The following is a 19,811-nucleotide window of genomic DNA, read 5'->3' on the forward strand; positions in this document are numbered from 1 at the left end:
CGCAGCAGAGGTAGGCTTGATCGTGTGACTGACTCCACCGCTTTCGTTGTAACACTCTCCTGCCCGGACCGCCCCGGCATCGTCCACGCGGTAGCCGGAGCCCTCCTTGGGGCCGGCTGCAATATCGCCGACTCGCAGCAGTACGGAAGCCCCAGCACAGGCAACTTCTTCATGCGGGTGGAGGCAACGACGTCGTCCTCCCAGGAGGAGCTTGCCACGGCGCTGCGACCGGTAGCCGAATCCTTCGGCATGACATGGCAGATCAACCCTGTCGGCGAAAAGGTCCGCACCATCATCTTGTGCTCCAAGGACGCACACTGCCTCAACGATCTCCTGTTCCAGCAGCGCACCGGCACCTTGCCCATCGACGTTCCGGCCATTGTGTCCAACCACCGGGATCTTGAGTAACTGGCGGAGTTCTACGGCATCCCGTTCCACCACATCCCGGTAACGCCGGAGACCAAGCCGCAGGCCGAGGCGCAACTGCTGAAGCTGATTGCCGAACACGACGTGGAACTTACTGTCCTGGCCCGGTACATGCAGGTCCTCTCCAACGATCTCTGCACGGAGTTGAACGGCAAGGCCATCAACATCCACCACTCGTTCCTCCCCTCCTTCAAGGGCGCAAGGCCGTACCACCAGGCGCACGCCCGCGGCGTGAAGATCATCGGCGCTACGGCCCACTACGTGACGGCAGACCTCGACGAAGGCCCAATTATCGAGCAGGAAGTCATCCGCGTTGACCACGCGCGCACGGCTGCCCAGTTCGTCCAGATGGGCCGCGACGTCGAAGGCCGCACGCTGGCCCAGGCGGTCCAGTGGCACGCCGAACACCGTGTGCTCCTCGACGGCACCCGGACCGTGGTGTTCAACTAACGCCACTCCTATGCTGGGGGTATGCGGGGCATCCCTGACTCCGACCACGAGGCTGACCTGGCTGTCTTCTACGACCGCCAAGCACCGGTGCGGAATACCCGCGCGCTGACGCCGCATCGCGTCGAATGCAGGGAATGGTTCATCCGGCTGCTGAAGTCCGAGCACCGTCATTCGTTGTTCGAACTGGGTTGCGGCACGGGCGTTGAGGGCGTGGAATTCGTCCGGGCCGGTCTGCACTACACCGGCGTGGACCTGTCGTCGCAGAGCGTGCACCTGGCGCGCTCGGCTGGTCTCGACGCCTCGGTTGCCAGCGGCCGGAACCTGCCATTTCCCGATGCTGTCTTCTCAGCTGCGTGGACCATGAGCACCCTTCTACACGTGCCCAACAGCGGGATTCACGACGTCGTCCGCGAACTCGTGCGGGTCACCGCACCTGGTGCGCCAATCGCCGTCGGGCTTTGGTCAGGGGAGGACGACGAGGTCCTGAACCCGGAAGACCTCGAGGAGCCGCGGCGTTTCTTCAGTCGTCGCAGCGACGACACCGTCCGGCGGATTTTTGGCCAACACGGCCCGGTGGAGCACTTCCGGACGTGGCCGGAAGGTGTGGGCGTGGAGTCCGGGCCCGGTGCAGGTAACTGGTCCCAGCACTACCAATTCCTGGTCCTCCGCACCCCTGCACCCAACTGAGTCGCAGTTGAGCGCGTTTTGAGCGCCCAAAACGCGCTCAATTGCGACCTACATGGGAACTAAGCTGGCTCCATGGCTCCCTCTTACACTTTCGCCGGGGACACCCCGGCCATCCATGAAACCGCCTTCGTGGCGCCCACTGCGTCCATCATCGGTAAAGCCACGTTGGCCGAGGACACCAGTGCCTTCTATGGCGTCTCTGTCCGGGCAGATACGGCCGCCATCAGCGTTGGCGCAGGGTCCAACCTCCAGGACAACGTAGTCCTCCACGCAGACCCCGGTTTCCCCTGCACGGTAGGCGAGCGCGTCTCCGTGGGGCACAGCGCCGTGGTCCATGGATGCACTGTGGAGGACGATTGCCTCATCGGCATGAGCGCCACCATCCTCAACGGCGCGGTGATCGGCACGGGCTCGCTCGTCGCTGCCGGCGCCGTGGTCCTGGAAGGCACGGTCATTCCCCCGCGCTCCCTCGTCGCCGGTGTTCCAGCCAAGGTCCGCCGCGAACTTACCGATGAAGAGTTTGAGGGCGTGAAGCACAACGCCGCCCACTACAAGGAACTCGCTGCGGCGCACAGGGAGATGCACGCTTAACGCCAAATGCGAGGCCCGCTCTGCGTCCCCACCGCCTCCCTGACTTCGCAAGCTCAGCCAGGGAACCCGGGCGGTGTGGGCCCTGCGATTGGGTTTGGGGCGCAGAGCGGGCCTCGCAACGTAAGGAGGCTAGTCCAGGGAGATCGGGCCGAGCTCGTCCAGGAGGTCACCCGGACCCGGGTTTCCGGCATCTGACGAACCACCCAGGTGCTTCACCACTCCCCACACGGCGTTGAGGCCCGTAGTCACAGCACCCTCTGCCCAGCCGGCGGTGAAGGACACGTCATCCCCGGCGAGGAAGATGCCCCGCTGATGTTCAGGCAACTGGTCCTGCTTGAAGTGCGTAAAGAGGCGCTGCTGGTAGCGGTAGTGCCCGGGCAGGTTGGCCTTGAAGGCGCCCATGAAGTTGGGATCCGCTTCCCAGGACACCGTGATCGGCTGCCCCACGATGTGGCTTGCAATGTCTACGCCCGGGTAAATCTGTTCCAAGGAGTGCAGCATGAGCTTCACGCGCTCCTCTGCAGTTAGTGCGAGCCATTTCAGGGCGTCGTCGTTCCACGTGTAGGACAGGAGCATGACAGCGGGCTTGTCCGGGCCGTCGTCGAGCAGGTACGTTGCCCGGTTAAGGCGGTCGGTGAGGGTCATCGACAGGACTTCGCGGCCGGTCTCCGGGTCGATGTCCTTCCAGAAGGGGCGGTCCACCATCACGAAGGTCTTGGACGACTGCATGTAGTGCGAGCGCTCGATCGCGGTCCACAGCTCGGCCGGGAACAGGGCCTCTTCAGTGTGGATGCGGGTGGATAGCAGCCATGACTGGCAGGTGGTCACCACGGCTTGGTACGTGGCCTCGCGTCCCCAGTTCTCGCGCACCAGGAGGTCGCCGTTCTCTGCCCGGCGGATGTTGTCCACGGCTCCGCGGGGCGAGCCCGAGTGCAGGGACGCGAGCGAGGTGCCTTGCGGCCAGTATTTAAGGTCCGACGGCGCGTGGTTCCAAAGTGCCTCGGGGAGCCTTTGCGCTCCTCCCGCAATGGAGCGGTGCCGATCGTCGGCGTCGGTGTAGACCACGCGGAGGATTTCGAGGATGGAGTTGGGGAAGTCAGTATCCCAACCGCCCGTACCGAAGCCCACCTGGCCGAATGCCTCGCGGTGCGCAAAGCCCGCCTCTTTGAAGGACTTGCTGGCAGCGATAAAGCCGTAGAAGGTTTGCTCGTCCAGTTCCGGGAGGAGCGCGTTCCAGAGTTCCTTGATCCGCTTGGTGTCGCGGGCCTTGATGGCTTCCTGCATTTCGGCGAAGGCCGCGCCATCGTTGACGGCTGCTTTCCACGCGTCGGCTACTTCGCGGAAGAACTCCGGCAGCTCGTCAGCAGTGGTGGCGTAGTGCTTCTTGCCCGCGAGTTCGATCACCGTGGAGGAGGTTGCCGGTGCCATGGGGTTCGGGAAGTCTTGAGTGTCCAGGCCAAGCAGGTCCACGTAGTGGTAGAAAGCCTTCCCGGAAACCGGGAAGCGCATGCCGCCAAGGTCCGCCACGACGCCGGGCGCTGATGGGAAGCTCGCAGTGCGGAGGCGTCCACCGATCTGGTCGGCCTCGTAGATGACAGGCTTGAGGCCAAGCTTCATCAGTTCGTAGGCGGTCACCAGGCCGGACAGGCCGGCGCCGATGATGGCTACTTCCGTGCCGTAGAGCTCTTCCGGGACTGAGCCGAGCCCGTCGGGGTGTGCCAGGTAGTGGTCGTAGCTGAACGGGAAGTCCGGGTTCAGCATGGTGATGGGGGCTCCGGTCGTGTCCGAGGCAGGCGCCTCGACGAGCGGGAGTTCTGTGGCGATGGTCATGACTTAGCTGCTTTCACAGTTTCCGGGCTTACTGCCCTGGCCGTTAGTTCACGGTAGTCCTGCTCGCTGAGCGCGGCTACCTTGGAGTTCCGGCGTCCATAGCCGAAGTAGATGGCGATGCCCACCAGCATCCAAACACCAAAGGTGATCCAAGTATCGGCACCGAGGTTGAGCATCAAGTAGGCGCACATCAGTGTGCCCAGTATCGGCGTGATGGGGTAGAGCGGAACCCGGAAGCTTCGCTCAAGATCGGGTCGGTTGCGCCGCAGGTAGATGACGGCCACGTTGACCAGCGCGAAGGCAAAGAGCGTGCCGATGCTGGTGGCGTCCGCCAGCGCACCGAGGGGGACCAAGCCGGCGGCAATGGCGACGGCGATGCCCACAATGAGCGTTCCGGCCACCGGAGTGCCGGTGCGGCGTGAGACACGACCAAAGATCTTGGGCATCATGCCGTCGCGGGACATCGAGAGCAGGATGCGTGTCTGGCCGTAGAGGACAGTCAGCACGATGCTGGCGATGGCAAGTACGGCACCGGCAGAGAAGACCAAAGCGATCCACGGCTGGCCGGTGATCTCATGCAGGATTTGGACCAAGGCAGCTTCCGTACCGTCGAACCAACCCCATGGGCGGGCGCCAATAGCTGCAACAGCAACCAGCACGTAGATGGTGGTGACGATCACCATGGAGAGCATGATGGCCCGGGGCAGGTCACGCTTGGGGTTCTTGGCTTCCTCGCCTGCAGTGGAGGCTGCGTCGAAGCCGATGTATGAGAAGAAGACGCTGGATGCGGCGGCTGAAACACCAGCAGCACCCATGGGCAGGAGCGGCTCGAAGTTGCCGGCGCTGAATGCAGTGAACGCTACCGCGCAGAAGAAGATCAGAATGCCAACCTTGATAACGACGATCGCCGTGTTGATCCAGGCGCTCTCGCGGGCGCCCCGGACCAGCAGCAGCATAGCCAGGATCACGATCACCATGGCGGGCACGTTCACCAGTCCGCCGTCCCCTGGCGGCTGGCTCATCGCGTCCGGCAGGTACTGTCCAAAGGCTGCCAAGGTCTCGTTGACGTACTGCCCTGCGCCCACAGCAACTGCGGCTACGGAGACCGCATACTCCAGCACGAGGCACCAGCCGCAGATCCAGGCCATTCCCTCGCCCATGGTGGCGTAGGAGTAGGAATAGCTGGAGCCTGCCACAGGGACGAGCCCAGCCATTTCGGCATAGGACACGGCGGAGAGCAGTGCGGCGAGGCCGGCAACAACGAAGGAGATCCAGATAGCCGGACCCGCCAGCGGCACGGATTCGCCAAGGATCACCAGGATGCCGGTGCCGAGTGTGGCGCCGACGCTGATCATGGTCAGCTGGAAGACTCCGAAGCTGCGGACCAGCGGCGTTCCGCCCTCGCTGCTTCCGGCTTCGCTGACCATCTGGCCAATGGGCTTGCGGCGTAGGAGTTGCGCGCCGAGGCTCGGCCTCGCGTCGCTTGCTGCCGGATTTTTAGTGTTCACAGGCACAGTCACCCTTGACGTCCCTTCAAAGTAGTTTCGATTTCCCCTCCACAAGACTGGCATGTGAGCCACCTCTCACCGCGGTGCAAAATGACCTATAGTGTTCAACCATGAGACGTAATGCACACTATCAAGCGACCGCTCCGGCGGCCCTCTCCGGACAGGTCACTGTGGACCTGTCCGCCATTTCAGACAACGTCAAGGCCCTGAAGAAGCGCACCGAGGCGCCGTGCTTCATGGCTGTGGTGAAGGGCAACGCCTATGGCCATGGACTGGTGGAAGTTGCCCGCACCGCAGTCGATGCCGGAGCGGATTGGCTCGGCACGGCCCAGCTCACCGAAGCAATCGCACTCCGCCAGGCAGGCATCACGGTTCCCATCCTCTCGTGGCTATATCTGGCATCCCAGACAAGCGCCACCATTTTGGAGGCCCTAGAAAACGACGTCGATGTTTCCCTCGGAAGCGTCGGCCAACTTGAGGTGCTGGTAGGCATCGCCGGACGCCTTGGCCGTCCCGCCGTCGTACACCTGGAACTGGACAGCGGCCTGAGCCGCGGCGGCGCGCGCAAGGAAGATTGGGCTGAACTCGTAGCCCGGACACGGCAAGCGGAAGTGGACGGGACCCTCCGTGTCCGCGGTCTCTGGACCCACCTGGCCTGGGCCGATGTTCCCGCACACCCCGGTAACGCCGCTGCCGTGGCCGAGTTCGAGGACGCTGTCCGCGAGGCTCGCGAAGCAGGTTTGGATCCGGAGCTCAGGCACGTTTCCAGTTCTGCCAACATCCTGGACCGGCCCGAGTTCCACTTCGACATGGTCCGGGCAGGGCTGGCCATCTATGGCCTCGCTCCGGCCGACCACCTCAACCCGGCAGACTTCGGATTGCGGCCGGCGCTCAGCGTGACGGCGCCGCTGGTCATGGTCAAGAAGGTCCCCGCCGGCACAGGCGTGAGCTACGAACACCAAGCGATCACCTACGAGCCCCGATACCTTGGACTCATCCCGCTCGGCTACGCGGACGGCATCCCCAAGGGCATCAGCGGCCGCTCCGTGGTGAACATCGCTGGCCGCAGCGTGCCCGTGATCGGCAAGGTCTGCATGGACCAGTTCATGGTGGACCTGGGCCCGGACGCGTCGGGAATCGACGTCGGCGACACCGCCGTGCTGTTCGGTGACCCGGCATGCGGGGCCGCGAGCGCCGACGACTGGGGCGCCGCGATCGGCAGCCACGGCGACGAAATCATCAACAGGATCGCTCCGCGCCTTCCCCGCGCGTACGCTACCGCTTACGAGTGCCCCGACTACCAGGAGCCGGCAGCCGCCGGGCAGGGCAATGTCGCCTGAGCCCGCCACCGCCCGCCTGAGTTTCGTCACGCTCGAACAGTTCCTGGAGCAACTGCCGCCGGAGTTGAAAATGCTTCACGACGGCGGCAGCGGCGCCTCGCTGCTGCGGTGGGTGGAACCGAGTGAGCTTGAGGACCCCACGCCGTACCTCCCGGAGGGCGAGTTCCTGTTGACCGCAGGGCTGCCTTTCCTCGGGGAGGGCGGCTCGGCGGCCAAGGTAGATGCCTATGTCCGGCGGCTGGTGGCCGCGAAAGTGGCGGCACTCGGGTTCGGCATCAGGCCATACTTTGATGCCGTCCCTAAAGTCCTGCTCGAGGCTTGCCGCAAGCACAACCTCACCTTGTTCGAGGTACCGGAGTCTGTTCCGTTCGCGGCGATCGGACTGGAGTTCTCCCAGCTCCTGGAGTCTGACAACGCGAGGGTCTTCCGGCACCTGGCGGACACCAATCGCAAGCTCATGCGTGCGGTCCTCTCCCCCAGACCCGAGCACGAACTGCTTGCCGCTCTCGTGCAGAGGGTACCCGTCTGGGCTGTTCTCGTGGGCGCTGACGGACGGGTCCGCGCGCGCGGGCACAACGCCGGCGGCAGCAGCGGCGTCGAGCATTCCTTGTTGGCACCCCTACTGGAGCGGCTGCTGTCCGGCAGCGGCCCCCGTGTAGAGATGGACGGATTCGACCAGCCGGGATCAGCACTGGTGTTCGGGCATCCGTTGCGCAGCACCAAAGATGCCAACCTTGGGGCTTTGATCCTCGGCTCGGATGCGCCGTTGACGCCTGCACAAAACAGTGTGGTGCAGTCTGCCGTGGGTTTGCTTGAGCTTCTGGTGCGGCAGCGGACCAGTGGCTCGTTGGCACCGAGCCAGCTGGCTACTGCCGTGCTGCTTCATCCGGATTCCTTGGCCACAGGTGGGACCAAGCACGTCAATGGGCTCAAGGACCTGCTTGCCCAAAGTTTGTCCTCCACCAGGTCGGCACAGATGCGGGTGGTGCAGGGCGTCAAGGTGGACGGTGCGGTGGACGACGGTCCGGTCAGGGAGCTGTTGCAATGGCGGAGGCTGTTCGACACCAAACTCGTCGAGATCACCGAGTACGGTTTCGCCGCGATTACACGGTTGAAGGTGGATGATGCCCTTGTTGCCGACATCGAGAAACTGGGGTGGCGCCTGGTCATTGGCGAACCGACGGAACTCACCGGCCTTGCCGCCGCCTACCAGCGCGCGAGTTCCTTGCGCAGCCGAGTGGCGACTACTCGGAAGAGCGCACGCGTGGACGAAGTGACATGGTCAGTCACCGGTCTCTTGGGTCGCGAGGCCGGCACCATGCTGGCCGGTCGACTCCTTGCGCCCGTGCTCGCGCTTGAACCGGACCGGCGGGAGCCGCTTCTGGGTGTTCTGCGGGGTTGGCTCACCGAAAACGGCAGCTGGGACGGTTCGGCCAAGCTGCTGGGGCTGCACAGAAATAGTGTGCGGCGGCAGATCGGCGTGCTGGCTGAACTCCTGGACATGGACCTCAACCAGGCGCAGGTTCGGGCCGAGTTGTGGTTTGCGTTGCAGTACGTGGACGAGCTGCTTGCCGGGCTTCCTGTTGATGGGACGGACGGCTAGGCGCCCTTGTCCCACTCCTCATAGAGTTCAGGCCGGCGTTCATTCAGGTAAGGGACCTCATCGCGTGCCGTTTTTACGGCCGCAGTGCCGACCTCAGCGAACAACAAGGTAGCCGACTCCCCCGCAGCGGCAAGCAACGAACCGTCAGGTCCGGCAACAACACTGCCGCCCAGGAAGTTGTAGATGTCCTCGTGTCCGCAGTGGTTGGCATAGGCCACGTTAAGTTGGCTCTCCAGCGCGCGGGCACGGATCAGGACCTGCGGCACGTTCTCGAACCCGGCGGAAAGGGCTGTTGGTACCAGCAGGAGTTCGGCACCGCGCGTGGCCGCTGCCCGCACGGCTTCCGGGAACTCCACGTCGTAGCAGATCAGCATCGATGTCCGGATCCCGTTGAAATTCACGACGGCGGGGGGTTCTTGGGCGCCGACGAAGGCCTTATCTTCCTCCGCGCCAAAGAGATGCACCTTGGCATAGTTGAGGACCTCGTTGCCCTTGGCATCCAGGAGGGTGGCGGTGATATGCCAGGCGTTCCCACCGCTGGCGACTGCCGGGAGGCTGTAGACCAGGCCAACGCTGTGCCGACGGGCGATGTCGGCAAGGCGTTCGCGGATGCCTGGCAGCTTCGAAGGGTCCAGTTCGGCATGGAGGCGCAGCGGTGCGTAGCCCACAGGGAACAGCTCCGGTGTGAGGAGCAGCCCGGCCCCGGCGTGCGCGGCGCGCCGTGCGGCGTCGTCGATTGTGCGCAGGTTCGCCTCAACGTCCATGACGGAAGCGTTCGCCTGAAGGACTGAGAGCAGCATCATTACCACCTTGTTTTCGCCTGGTCCCGTGCTCATACAAGTGCCCGGGAAGTTTCTCATTTCCAGCGTAGGCGTGGGACGCATAGACAGGGTGAGGCAATTGGACCCGGACACTTCCAAAGTGGGACGCAATGCACGCAACTTGCCTGTTGCGAGTCCCGCTCTGCGCGATAAAAGTCGGAATTAGAGCGCATATCGGGCCCCGCAAGGGGTACGTATTCGATGTTCTTGCGTTGGAGAATGTCGCGCAGGGATGACTCGCTGTGTTCACTTCTTGACTGCAAGGTTGATTGTGGGGCAATCTTCTTGTCATGCCCGCTACGCAGCGCTCAACGAAGAGCCATCCAAGAAAACCCGGCTCGCAGTCCGCGCTCCGCCACCTTAACCAGCAGCGCATCATCGAATGTTTGCTGAGCGGGCCGTCCACACAAGCGGAGCTTTCACGCCAGACCGGACTTTCCACGGCCACCATCTCCAACATCGTGAAGATCATGCAGGATGCAGGCTTGGTTTCCACGGAACCCACCACGAGCTCGGGCCGCCGGGCAACCAACGTGCGGCTGAACAGCAACGGTGCCGTCGCCGTCGGAATTGATTTTGGGCGCCGCCACCTGCGGGTGGTCCTTGCGTCGCTGGGCTATCACGTCATTGCCGAGGATTACATTGAATTGCCGCTGGGTCACCAAGCGGAAGAAGGCATCGCAGCCGCAGTCCAACTGCTCGAAAAGCTACTCCGGGAAAACGGCATCGACCGCACTGCCGTAGTGGGAGCGGGAGCGGGAATTCCAGGGCCCATCGACCGCCGGTCCGGCACGGTAGCGCAGGGCGCCATCCTGCCCGAGTGGGTAGGCATCGACATCCTCCGTCGGCTGGAGGAAGCGCTGAATTGCCCCGTCTTTGTTGACAACGACGCGAATTTGGGCGCGTTGTCCGAAGTGACGTGGGGGCCGCACAGCGGAGTCTCAAACCTGATGTTCCTCAAGATCGGCTCGGGCATCGGAGCGGGGCTTATCCTCAATGGATTTCCCTACTACGGCAATGTAGGGATCACAGGCGAAATCGGCCATGCAACCATCCACGAACATGGGCTGGTATGCCGGTGCGGCAACAGAGGTTGCCTCGAAACGATAGCGTCCACCACTACCATGATCGAGCTGTTGGGGCGCGGCCAGGAGACGCTCTTGACGCCACAGGACATCGTCCGGAACTGCCTCGCCGGCGACTCCGCAACACAGCGCGTGGTGGACGACGCAGGGCTGGCAGTTGGCCGTGCTTTGGGCAACGTCTCCAACCTGATTAATCCTGAAGTCATTGTGGTAGGTGGCCCGTTGGCGGGCCTCGGGGACCTCCTCCTGGACCCCATTCGCAGGGGCCTGGTCCGGCACGCAGTACCTGTGGTGGGCGAGACAACCCACCTCGCCATGTCCTCCCTCGGGGCGCGCGCAGAAGCCCTTGGGGCGGCAGCATTAGTGTTCCAACACGCCGGGATTACCGGTAGGTAACGAAATCGTTAGCTGGATCATGCGTTCAAGTCTTGACGACAAGACGGGTGATCCAGTTTACTTTTTCATCAGACAGCCTCGCCATTGCGGGGCCGACAACGAAGTCATGCATTGGAGGCGTAAGGGCTGATGACATCCCTCGACACGCAAGGTGATCCCATCCTTTTGGAGATGCGCTCGATCACGAAGGAATTCCCAGGCGTGAAGGCCTTGTCGAATGTGAGCCTGCGGGTGATGGCGGGCGAAATCCACGCCATCTGCGGCGAAAACGGTGCCGGAAAATCCACGCTGATGAAAGTCCTCTCCGGCGTTTACCCCTACGGCAGCTACACGGGCGACATCGTGTACATGGCCGAGACGCAGCAGTTCAAGGACATCCGCGCAAGCGAAGCAGCCGGCATCGTGATCATCCACCAGGAACTGGCTTTAATCCCGGAACTGTCCATCATGGAGAACATCTTCCTGGGCAACGAACCCACCAAATGGGGAGTGATTGACTGGGCCGAAGCCCGCAAGCGTTCACTTGAACTCCTGGCCCGCGTTGGCCTTCGGGAGGATCCCGATACCCCCATCAAGGAGATCGGCGTCGGCAAGCAGCAGTTGGTGGAAATCGCCAAAGCGTTGAACAAGTCCGTTCGCCTGCTGATCCTGGACGAGCCCACGGCGGCGCTGAACGAATCGGACTCCCAGCACCTGCTGGACCTGATCCTGGGCCTCAAGGGCAAGGGCATCACCTCGATCATCATTTCCCACAAGCTCAATGAGATCGAGCAGATCGCAGACGAGATCACCATTATCCGTGACGGCAAGTCGATCGAGACGCTGAACGTCAAGCGTGACGGCGTGGACGAGGACCGCATCATCAAAGGCATGGTTGGCCGGACGCTTGAGTCCCGCTTCCCGGAGCACGAGCCCAAGATCGGCGAGGTTTTCTTCGAGGTCAAAGACTGGACTGTGGGACACCCGCAGATCTCGGACCGCCTGATCTGCAAGGGCTCCAACTTCTACGTACGCCGGGGCGAAATTGTTGGGTTCGCCGGGCTCATGGGGGCAGGACGCACGGAACTGGCCCGCTCGCTGTTCGGACATTCCTACGGCCGCTTCATCAAGGGTCAGGTCTACAAGGACGGCAAGCAAGTCAATCTCCGGAGCGTCCGTCAAGCGATCGACGCCGGCCTTGGGTACGTCACTGAAGACCGCAAGTCTTTGGGTCTGAACCTGCTGGATGACATCAAGACCACTACTGTTGCCGCGGCACTGGACAAGATCAGCAACTACTCGGTGGTGGACACCCGCAAGGAATTCTCCGTGGCCGAGGAGTACCGGAAATCCCTGCGGACCAAGACCCCGTCGGTTGAGGAAGGCGTAGCCAAGCTCTCCGGCGGCAACCAGCAAAAAGTAGTGCTGGCCAAGTGGATGTTCACTGATCCCGACCTCCTGATTTTGGACGAGCCCACCCGCGGAATCGATGTGGGTGCCAAGTTCGAGATCTACGGAATCATCCAGAGGTTGGCGAACCAAGGCAAGGGAGTGATTGTCATTTCCTCGGAGCTTCCGGAACTCCTGGGCCTGTCCGACCGCATCTACACCATTTTTGAAGGCGCCATCACCGGCGTCCTGGACAAGAACGAAGCAAGCCAGGAAAGCCTCATGAAGCTCATGACTTCCGCACGCAAGACAGCCTGACCGTTGGCCCAGACCCACCCCTTCCTGACACAAGGACCAAAACAATGAACGCGCTCAAGAAGCTATTTGGTGGCAATACCCGCCAGTTCGGCATGATCTTCGCCCTGGTGGCACTTATCGTCTTCTTCCAGATCTTCACCGAGGGCCGCACGCTGACCCCCGGCAACGTGATCAACCTGTTCAACGGCAACTCCTACATCCTGATCCTGGCCATCGGCATGGTTCTGGTCATCATTGCCGGTCACATCGACCTCTCCGTGGGGTCGGTGGCTGCCTTCGTCGGCGTTTTCGTAGCCCTGGCAATGCGGGACTGGGGCCTGCCTTGGTGGGCAGGCGTGCTCTTCGGCCTGCTCCTGGGAGCAGTGATCGGCGCCTGGCAAGGGTTCTGGGTGGCGTACGTGGGCATACCAGCCTTCATCGTGACGCTGGCCGGCATGCTGCTGTTCCGTGGCTTCAACCAGTTCGTGGGCAAGTCCAATACCATCCCCGTTCCTCAAGACTTCCAATTCCTGGGTTCCGGCTACCTCCCCGAAATCGGACCGAACACCGGCTTCAACAACCTCACCCTGTTGCTGGGCATCGTGGCAGCGGCGTTCGTGATCGTCATGTCCCTGCGTGCCCGCGCCACCAGCAAGGCGCTGGGCGCCGAAGTCCCTGAACTTTGGGTTGAAGTCACCAAGCTGGTCCTGATCTGCGGCGCCATCCTCTATGCAACGTACCTGTTCGCCACGGGTCGCCCCGGGACCTCCTTCCCCATCCCGGGCCTCATCCTGGCCGTGCTGGTTCTCATCTACGGTTTCATCGCTGACAAGACAGTCCTCGGCCGCCACGTTTACGCCGTGGGTGGCAACCGCCACGCAGCCGAGTTGTCCGGTGTTCAGTCCAAGAAGGTCAACTTCCTGGTCATGATGAACATGTCCGTACTTGCTGGCCTGGCCGGCATGATCTTCGTTGGCCGTTCCACAGCTTCCGGCCCGTTTGACGGTGTCGGTTGGGAACTCGATGCCATCGCGGCCGTCTTCATTGGTGGCGCAGCCGTGACCGGTGGTGTCGGTACCGTCATCGGATCCATCGTTGGTGGCCTGGTGATGGCTGTCCTGAACAACGGCCTCCAGCTCCTGGGCGTCGGCGCCGACCTCACCCAGATCATCAAGGGCCTGGTGCTCCTGGCAGCTGTCGCCTTCGATGTGTACAACAAGTCCCAAGGCAAGAGGTCCATCACCGGCATGTTGATGAAGAGCTTCCAACGCAACAACGACATCAAGCCGGACGAAACCACTTCCACCAAAGAGGTCATCTCCAAGGAAGCCTGACCCATCTCCACAAGACTCGCTCCACCCCACCCACACAGAAAGTGAACCTAGATATGCGAATGTTTGGTAAAGCAGGAAAGGCAGCAGCAGTCGCTGCCATCGCGGCACTGGCGCTGACAGCCTGCGGCCGCACCGACAGCGGCTCAAGCAGCAGCACAGCAGGCGGGGAAGCGTTCCCCAAAGACTCGATGATCGGCGTCGCACTTCCGCAGAAGACCAGTGAGAACTGGGTCTTGGCGGAGAAGCTGTTCAACGACGGCCTCACCAGCGCCGGGTTCAAGCCCGACGTCCAGTTCGCCAACGGCGGCGTTTCCGAGCAGCAGAACCAGATCAGTGCCATGGTCACCAAGGGTGCCAAGGTCATCATCGTGGGGGCCATCGACGGCGCCCAGCTGGGTACGCAGCTCAAGCAGGCCAAGGACTCCGGCGCCACGGTCATTGCTTACGACCGGCTGCTCCTCAACACCGAGAACGTGGACTACTACGTGGCCTACGATAACTTCAAGGTTGGAGAACTGCAGGGTCAGGCCCTGTTGGACGGCATGAAGGCCAAGAAGCCTTCCGGCCCGTACAACGTCGAGCTCTTTGCCGGCTCCCCGGATGATGCCAACGCGAAGGTCTTCTTCGACGGCGCCATGAGCGTCCTGAAGCCGAAGATCGACGACGGCACCCTCAAGGTTGTCTCCGGCCAGACCTCGTTCGAGCAGGCTGTTACCCAGGGTTGGAAGGCAGAAAACGCCCAGCGTCGCGCTGACACACTGCTCACGGGCAGCTACGGCACCGCTTCTCTGGACGGCGTCCTCTCCCCGAACGACACGCTGGCACGTGCAGTGCTGACGTCCGTCAAGGCCGCTGGCAAGCCCCTGCCCGTCGTGACCGGCCAGGACTCCGAGGTGGAGTCCGTCAAGTCGATCATCGCCGGCGAGCAGTACTCCACCATCAACAAGGACACCCGCAAGCTCGTTGAGCACGCCATCACCATGGTGAAGGACCTCCAGGCCGGCAAGGAACTGGAAATCAACGACAAGGATTCCTACAACAACGGCGTCAAGACCGTCCCGGCTTACCTCCTCCCGCCGCAGATCGTGACGGCAGAGAACGTCAAGACGGCTTACGTTGACGATCCGGTACTCGGCCCGATCACCAAGTAACTGGTCACCAAGTAATACCTCTTTACAGCAAGCCCCGGTCCGCCTATTCGGCGGGCCGGGGCTTTCTCTGTGCTCAAATCTACTGGACCATCCATGCCCTGCAGGCTCACCGAGGAGGTCAGAACCGGATCGCGTCGATGACCTTGACCCGCACCGCAACCAGCGCCGGGATGGCTCCGGCGAGTGCGCCCACGAGGACTGCCGCGCCAAAGCCCATCAGCGCGGCGTCGATGGGGAAGGCCGGGTATTCGGTGAGTCCCGGTGCCACCTTTGATTCGATCCACGGGTGCTTCACCACTGCCACTGCCAGCATGACTCCTGCCAGGCCCGCAACTGCGGTGGCCACCACGGATTCCATCATGACGCCAACGAAAATCCGCCCTGAGGTAGCGCCGAAGCTGCGCCGGATGCCGATTTCCCGCACCCGGTAGCGCACGGTGACCATGGAGATGTTGAGCATCCCCACGGCTCCGAGCAGGAGCACCAGCCCGGCTACCCCGCCCACCACCAGCTGGACAGGGGCCAACGGATCTCCCCATGCTGCATAGTCCATGCGGTTGGCTTGGGCGTAATAGCCGGGGAACTGGCCCTGAAGATCGGCGGCAATTGCTGCCGTGAGGGAGCCGGCCTGTTCCTCGCCAACCCACATTTTGAACTCCGACATCTGCGCCTTGATCCCGGCCATGGCCGCGCCCTCGGCAAGGATGAAGGCAGAAGGGGGCATGTCCGGGTAGGAATCAGGCACGACGCCGATAATCACCGCCGTGGCCGGCTGTTCACCGGGAATACTCACCGTGGGGTGGGTAGTGAGGTTGGGCCTGCCCGCTTGGTTGTAAAAGGTTTCAGAGACGACGACGGCGGGCGCGAGCCTTGTGCCGTCGTCGGCAGCGAACCAGCTCCCTTGCTGGAGCGGGACACGGTGGATGATGCCGTAGCCGACGTCCACGATGGACACGTTCACGGTGGTGACACCGCGGGGAAACTGAAAGCCGGCTTGGGTCTGGCTCACGTGGGTGGAGGTGGTGATTCCGTAGCGCTGTTGAATACCTTGGTAGGCCTTCTCAAGTTTCACCGGGTCGGGCATGGTTTGTCCTTGGACGTTCAGGGACAGTGTGGCCACCCGGCCACCATTTCGTTCGGATTGAACTTTCATGCCTTCGCGGGCCAGACTGCCCACGCCTACCACCGAGGTCAACGCCGCAACGGACAAGGCGACACCAAGGAGCGCCAGGAGAATGCGCACCTTGTTGATGCGGAGTTCCTGCCACGCTTCTACGAGCGTGGAGATGAAGCCGGTCATGCGCCGACTCCTGCAGGCGCTGCCACCGACAGCGGGCTGAGCACGCCGGAATCAAGGCGGTAGCAGGCCCGGGCCAGGGCTGCCACGTTGGTATCGTGCGTGATGGTCACCAAGGCGGCTGCCGTTTCGGTGGCCACGGTATCCAGTAGGGCCATCACGGACTGCCCTGTTTCCACGTCCAGCGCACCGGTTGGTTCATCGGCGAGGATGAGTCTCGGCTTGCGGACCAGGGCACGGGCGATGGCCACGCGCTGCTGTTCGCCACCGGACAGCATATTGGGCATGGTGTTGGCGCGGGAGGCGAGGCCAACCCGGTCCAGCATGTCCATGGCAATCTCGCGACGCCGCCAGAACTCCTTGCCTTTGGCGTAGAACAGCGGCGTAATGACGTTGTCCAAGGCAGTGCGGCCAGGTAACAGGTTGAACTGCTGGAACACGAAGCCCACCGTGGAGCCCCGTAAACGGGCGCGGGCATTGTTGCCCAGCCGGTCCGCGGGCTGGCCCAGGAACTCCAGCTCCCCCGACGTCGGTATGTCCAGCAAGCCGAGCAAGTTGAGTAGCGTCGATTTGCCGCAACCGGAACGGCCCACGATGGCGGTGTGGTCTCCGCTGTGGACCTCGAGGTCGATGCCCCGGAGGATATTCAGTTGCTGATCGTCGGGGAGCCTGACGGACCGGGTCACTGACCGCAGGCTGACGAGAGTTTCTTTAGTTGTTTCATCCATGCCGTTAGCCCATCGGACCGTAGACGGCCTGGCCTGGCCCCATCATGGGACCTTGAACGGCCGGTGCCCCGGGAACGAATTCCAGGACCTGCTCGCCTTCAGTCAGGCCGGAGGTTACTTCAACTACGGAGCCGTCGTTGAGACCCAGCTGGACAGTGCGCTGCTCAGGAGCTGCGCCCGTTCCTCCCGGGCCGGCGATCCACACGATCCCGTCCTTGACGCTGCCCTTCACTGAAGTCAGGGGGACAGTCACAACGTCCGGTGCAACGCCCGCGCTGACTGTCATGGTGGCACCAAGTCCCGCGAACACCTGCTGGCCTGAAGGGATCGGGCAGCTCAGTGTTCCCGTGGGAGTGCCGCCCTCTTCGGGCTGGTTGCCGCCGCCGGGACCCGCAATCGCTGAGCCGACGCCCATTCCGGCACCTCCGCCTGTGGCGGCGAGCCCGCCCGAGGCGGCGCCGCCGTCGTCGGACGTGTTGTTCTTGAGCGTCACGTCGGCGCACTGGAACGGCGCCGGTCCACCCACCAAGGCGACTTCCGCAGGACCGGGTTTACCGAGCAGGCGGTACTGCTGCGCGGCCGTGACGGATCCCGCCACAGTGTAAGTTCCGGGATCGATCTTGCCCACGGACTCGCCCACGGTGACCTGCTGGTCAATGAGCGTTGACAGGGACTGCAAGGTTCCAGCGCTCGGAGCAATGATGTCGAAGTAGTCGTACACAGGCTTGGGTGTTGTGGGGGTGCCGTCCTTGGAAACCTGCGGGGCCTGGGCCGTCCGCTCAGCTTTGACTTGGAAAAGGGCTTCGCCCTCGGCCACGGTGGCACCTTGCTCAACGAAAATCTTGATGACCTTGCCCGCTGAAGTGCTGCGGACGGTCTCGGCGGCGTCGCTTTGTACTGTGCCCTTGATTTCCACGGTGTTGGTGACGGTAGCCCGGGTGGCCGGGACTACCGGGATATCCACCTGCGCCAAGGGTGCCGGCTCGGCGGCGGCTGATTCCAAGCCGTCCACGAAGGCGATCTTGACGAGGGCCACTGCGATAATCGCGAAAACCAACAACCAGGCAACCGGCAAAATGACGCGCCGAAAAGTACCCATCCCTGCTCCATTTCGGTAACTCCCCACAGAACCTCTGCGAGGGATGATTTCATAAGCCTAGGCGAGGAATTTGGGTACGCCGGGCATTCGTATGACTTGACAGATTGCTTATCGTGTCGGGACGTCAGTCTTGATTTCCGCTGCCTGAGCCCTTAGGGCTGGTTTTCGGGAAATGAGAGGATGAACGGCATGACACTTCCTATCGCCGTGCCTTGGCTTTCCACCCAGACCAACCAGGATCCCAGGGCAGCCACCGGGCAGCCTCTGCGATGGGGCGTGGTGTCCACGGGCAACATCGCCAACAGTGTTTCCCAAGACCTCGCCCTGCTGGAAGATGCCGAGTTGTACGCGGTCAGCTCCCGGACACAGGCTGCCGCGGATGCGTTCGTCCACACGCTTGGTTTCACCAAGGGCTACGGGGACGACGACGGCGTGCCCGGCTACCAGCGCCTCTTCAATGATCCCGCTGTGGACGTGGTCTACGTGGCGACGCCCCACGCTCAACATTTCCAGATTGCCGCAGCCGCTTTGCGGGCCGGGAAGCACGTACTGTGCGAGAAAGCCCTCACCATCAACGCCCGCGAAGCCACCGAGCTGGTGAGGCTGGCACGGGAGCAGAAGGTGTTCTTCATGGAAGCCGTCTGGAGCCGTTTCCTGCCGAGCATGCAGCGGGCCTTTTCCATAGCGGCTTCCGGCGAACTCGGACAGATCCAGTGGGTCAGTGCCGACCTCGGATTCCCGGCACCCTACGATCCCAGCGCACGAATTTGGGCTCTCAATGACGGCGGTGGAGCGCTTTTGGACATTACTGTCTACCCGTTGCTCTGGGCACTGGGAACGCTCGGCTTCCCGCAGTCGGTCACCGCCATCGGCACGCTCAACGAGGACGGCGTGGACAGCCAGAACGCCCTGACCCTCGGCTATGACACCGGTGCACATGCGCAGCTGACGTCGTCGTTGATGGCGCACGGCCCTCGGACCGCCACGGTGGCCGGCGGGCTCGGTTTCCTGCAGACCGTGGGCTCGGTGAACAACCCCCGCGAGCTGATGATCCGGATTGGTTGGGACGAGCCACGTCGCGAGCACTTTGACGTTGTGGGCATCGGCTACACCTACGAGCTCCGGGAAGTGACCCGCTGCGTCCAGCAAGGCCTTACCGAAAGCCCGGTCATGCCGTTGGAGGACTCCATCAACGTCATGCGCCTCTTTGACGGCGTGCGGTCACAGCTGGGCATCCGGTACCCCAACGACGCGCGGTGAATCCCCCGTGGCGCGTGCCGCCGTCGTGAGTTAACCCGGTCGGGTTAACGTGCTGTGCGGGCTGGTTGCCTCGCCAGCTTGCGGTCCAAGGACAACGCCCCCGGGCCGAGGAACACGAACGCTATGGAGATAGCGACATAAACAATCAGGAGCTCGGCCGTAACGCCGGATTTATCCGTCAGCAAGGGTTTGCCCGCTTCCGTCACGAACCAGATCCCTGCGAACATGATCGCCGCCAGGAACCCGGCCACTCGGGTGAGCGCGCCCAGGATCAGGAGCAGTCCGAGGCCCAGTTCCCCGGCGATCACCAGCCAGGCTACGATCTCCGGTTTCTGCACGCCCATGGCAGCAACAGACGCGGCGAAGGCGGCATGCCCCGCCATGAACTTCTGGAAGCCGTGCACCATGAGGAGCGCACCGAACACCACGCGCAGGATGGTGACGCCGCGGGCGGAGGACTTGGGAGACGGGTGAAGGAATTTCACGGGTTCCAATCTTCCATGCCTGCGTCCCCACCGCCAACCCGGGAGCGCCAAGCGC

The 19,811-nt window shown here is 62.9% G+C and carries 16 protein-coding genes and 1 pseudogene; 10 read left to right on the plus strand and 7 right to left on the minus strand.

Going from position 1 to position 19,811, the window contains the following annotated elements:
• Positions 1 to 24 precede the first annotated feature (24 nt).
• The 3 genes and pseudogenes from purU to AC0J5Z_RS17525 all read left to right on the plus strand — a co-directional run bounded on the left by purU (position 25) and on the right by AC0J5Z_RS17525 (position 2,154).
• Positions 25 to 876 (plus strand): annotated as a pseudogene (gene purU / locus AC0J5Z_RS17515) (formyltetrahydrofolate deformylase).
• A gap of 21 nt (positions 877 to 897) precedes the next feature.
• Complete coding sequence (locus tag AC0J5Z_RS17520; RefSeq protein ID WP_475034756.1) at positions 898 to 1,563, plus strand: class I SAM-dependent methyltransferase; 666 nt, start codon at positions 898 to 900, stop codon at positions 1,561 to 1,563.
• Between the two features lie 72 nt (positions 1,564 to 1,635).
• Entirely contained in the window at positions 1,636 to 2,154 is a 519-nt protein-coding gene (locus AC0J5Z_RS17525; RefSeq protein WP_475034758.1) for a gamma carbonic anhydrase family protein, read from the plus strand.
• 129 nt (positions 2,155 to 2,283) lie between these two features.
• On the opposite strand, the gene AC0J5Z_RS17530 is transcribed toward AC0J5Z_RS17525, so the two are convergent.
• Positions 2,284 to 3,984: a flavin monoamine oxidase family protein gene (locus AC0J5Z_RS17530; protein WP_475034762.1), complete on the minus strand. Its 1,701-nt coding sequence runs from the start codon at positions 3,982 to 3,984 to the stop codon at positions 2,284 to 2,286.
• Positions 3,981 to 5,492, minus strand: a complete 1,512-nt coding sequence (locus tag AC0J5Z_RS17535) for an amino acid permease (RefSeq protein WP_475034766.1) — start codon at positions 5,490 to 5,492, stop codon at positions 3,981 to 3,983. Before AC0J5Z_RS17535 ends, AC0J5Z_RS17530 begins: the two co-directional genes overlap by 4 nt.
• A gap of 110 nt (positions 5,493 to 5,602) precedes the next feature.
• Here AC0J5Z_RS17535 and alr point away from each other — a divergent pair, with 110 nt between their 5' ends.
• Together alr and AC0J5Z_RS17545 are read left to right on the plus strand one after the other, a co-directional pair.
• On the plus strand, positions 5,603 to 6,832 hold the full coding sequence (gene alr / locus AC0J5Z_RS17540; protein ID WP_475034769.1) for an alanine racemase: 1,230 nt from the start codon (positions 5,603 to 5,605) through the stop codon (positions 6,830 to 6,832).
• The gene (locus AC0J5Z_RS17545) at positions 6,822 to 8,435 is read left to right on the plus strand and encodes a PucR family transcriptional regulator (RefSeq protein WP_475034773.1); all 1,614 of its coding nucleotides are present in this window, start codon (positions 6,822 to 6,824) and stop codon (positions 8,433 to 8,435) included. The genes alr and AC0J5Z_RS17545 overlap by 11 nt, the downstream gene beginning before the upstream one ends.
• On the opposite strand, the gene AC0J5Z_RS17550 is transcribed toward AC0J5Z_RS17545, so the two are convergent.
• The gene (locus AC0J5Z_RS17550; RefSeq protein WP_475039769.1) at positions 8,432 to 9,238 is read right to left on the minus strand and encodes a carbon-nitrogen hydrolase family protein; all 807 of its coding nucleotides are present in this window, start codon (positions 9,236 to 9,238) and stop codon (positions 8,432 to 8,434) included. The genes AC0J5Z_RS17545 and AC0J5Z_RS17550 overlap by 4 nt on opposite strands.
• A 308-nt stretch (positions 9,239 to 9,546) precedes the next feature.
• On the opposite strand from AC0J5Z_RS17550, the gene AC0J5Z_RS17555 reads away from it, so the two are divergent.
• The 4 genes from AC0J5Z_RS17555 (at position 9,547) to AC0J5Z_RS17570 (ending at position 14,887) form a co-directional block, all read left to right on the plus strand.
• Positions 9,547 to 10,737: an ROK family transcriptional regulator gene (locus AC0J5Z_RS17555; protein ID WP_475034776.1), complete on the plus strand. Its 1,191-nt coding sequence runs from the start codon at positions 9,547 to 9,549 to the stop codon at positions 10,735 to 10,737.
• 129 nt (positions 10,738 to 10,866) lie between these two features.
• On the plus strand, positions 10,867 to 12,423 hold the full coding sequence (gene mmsA, locus AC0J5Z_RS17560) for a multiple monosaccharide ABC transporter ATP-binding protein (protein WP_475034781.1): 1,557 nt from the start codon (positions 10,867 to 10,869) through the stop codon (positions 12,421 to 12,423).
• A gap of 44 nt (positions 12,424 to 12,467) precedes the next feature.
• On the plus strand, positions 12,468 to 13,736 hold the full coding sequence (gene mmsB / locus AC0J5Z_RS17565; protein ID WP_475034785.1) for a multiple monosaccharide ABC transporter permease: 1,269 nt from the start codon (positions 12,468 to 12,470) through the stop codon (positions 13,734 to 13,736).
• A 53-nt stretch (positions 13,737 to 13,789) separates the two neighbouring features.
• Positions 13,790 to 14,887 (plus strand): substrate-binding domain-containing protein, encoded by a 1,098-nt coding sequence (locus tag AC0J5Z_RS17570; RefSeq protein ID WP_475034789.1) that lies wholly within the window; start codon positions 13,790 to 13,792, stop codon positions 14,885 to 14,887.
• A gap of 118 nt (positions 14,888 to 15,005) precedes the next feature.
• Here the strand turns inward: AC0J5Z_RS17570 and AC0J5Z_RS17575 are convergent, their stop codons facing one another.
• From AC0J5Z_RS17575 to AC0J5Z_RS17585, 3 genes are read right to left on the minus strand one after another with little or no spacing between them, the layout of a single operon-like run.
• The gene (locus AC0J5Z_RS17575; RefSeq protein WP_475034793.1) at positions 15,006 to 16,187 is read right to left on the minus strand and encodes an ABC transporter permease; all 1,182 of its coding nucleotides are present in this window, start codon (positions 16,185 to 16,187) and stop codon (positions 15,006 to 15,008) included.
• The gene (locus tag AC0J5Z_RS17580; RefSeq protein WP_475034797.1) at positions 16,184 to 16,912 is read right to left on the minus strand and encodes an ABC transporter ATP-binding protein; all 729 of its coding nucleotides are present in this window, start codon (positions 16,910 to 16,912) and stop codon (positions 16,184 to 16,186) included. The genes AC0J5Z_RS17575 and AC0J5Z_RS17580 overlap by 4 nt, the downstream gene beginning before the upstream one ends.
• A gap of 4 nt (positions 16,913 to 16,916) precedes the next feature.
• Positions 16,917 to 18,011 carry an efflux RND transporter periplasmic adaptor subunit gene (locus AC0J5Z_RS17585; RefSeq protein ID WP_475034800.1) on the minus strand — a complete coding sequence of 365 codons (1,095 nt, stop codon included), beginning with the start codon at positions 18,009 to 18,011 and terminating at the stop codon, positions 16,917 to 16,919.
• A gap of 189 nt (positions 18,012 to 18,200) precedes the next feature.
• Between AC0J5Z_RS17585 and AC0J5Z_RS17590 the strand changes: the two genes are divergently transcribed.
• Positions 18,201 to 19,271, plus strand: coding sequence for a Gfo/Idh/MocA family protein (locus AC0J5Z_RS17590; protein WP_475034805.1), 1,071 nt, complete (start codon positions 18,201 to 18,203; stop codon positions 19,269 to 19,271).
• 44 nt (positions 19,272 to 19,315) lie between these two features.
• Here AC0J5Z_RS17590 and AC0J5Z_RS17595 read toward each other — a convergent pair whose 3' ends face one another.
• Positions 19,316 to 19,756, minus strand: coding sequence for a DoxX family protein (locus AC0J5Z_RS17595; RefSeq protein ID WP_475034809.1), 441 nt, complete (start codon positions 19,754 to 19,756; stop codon positions 19,316 to 19,318).
• Positions 19,757 to 19,811 lie beyond the last annotated feature (55 nt).

It is taken from the genome of Paenarthrobacter sp. TRD_SC_7 (assembly GCF_056156245.1).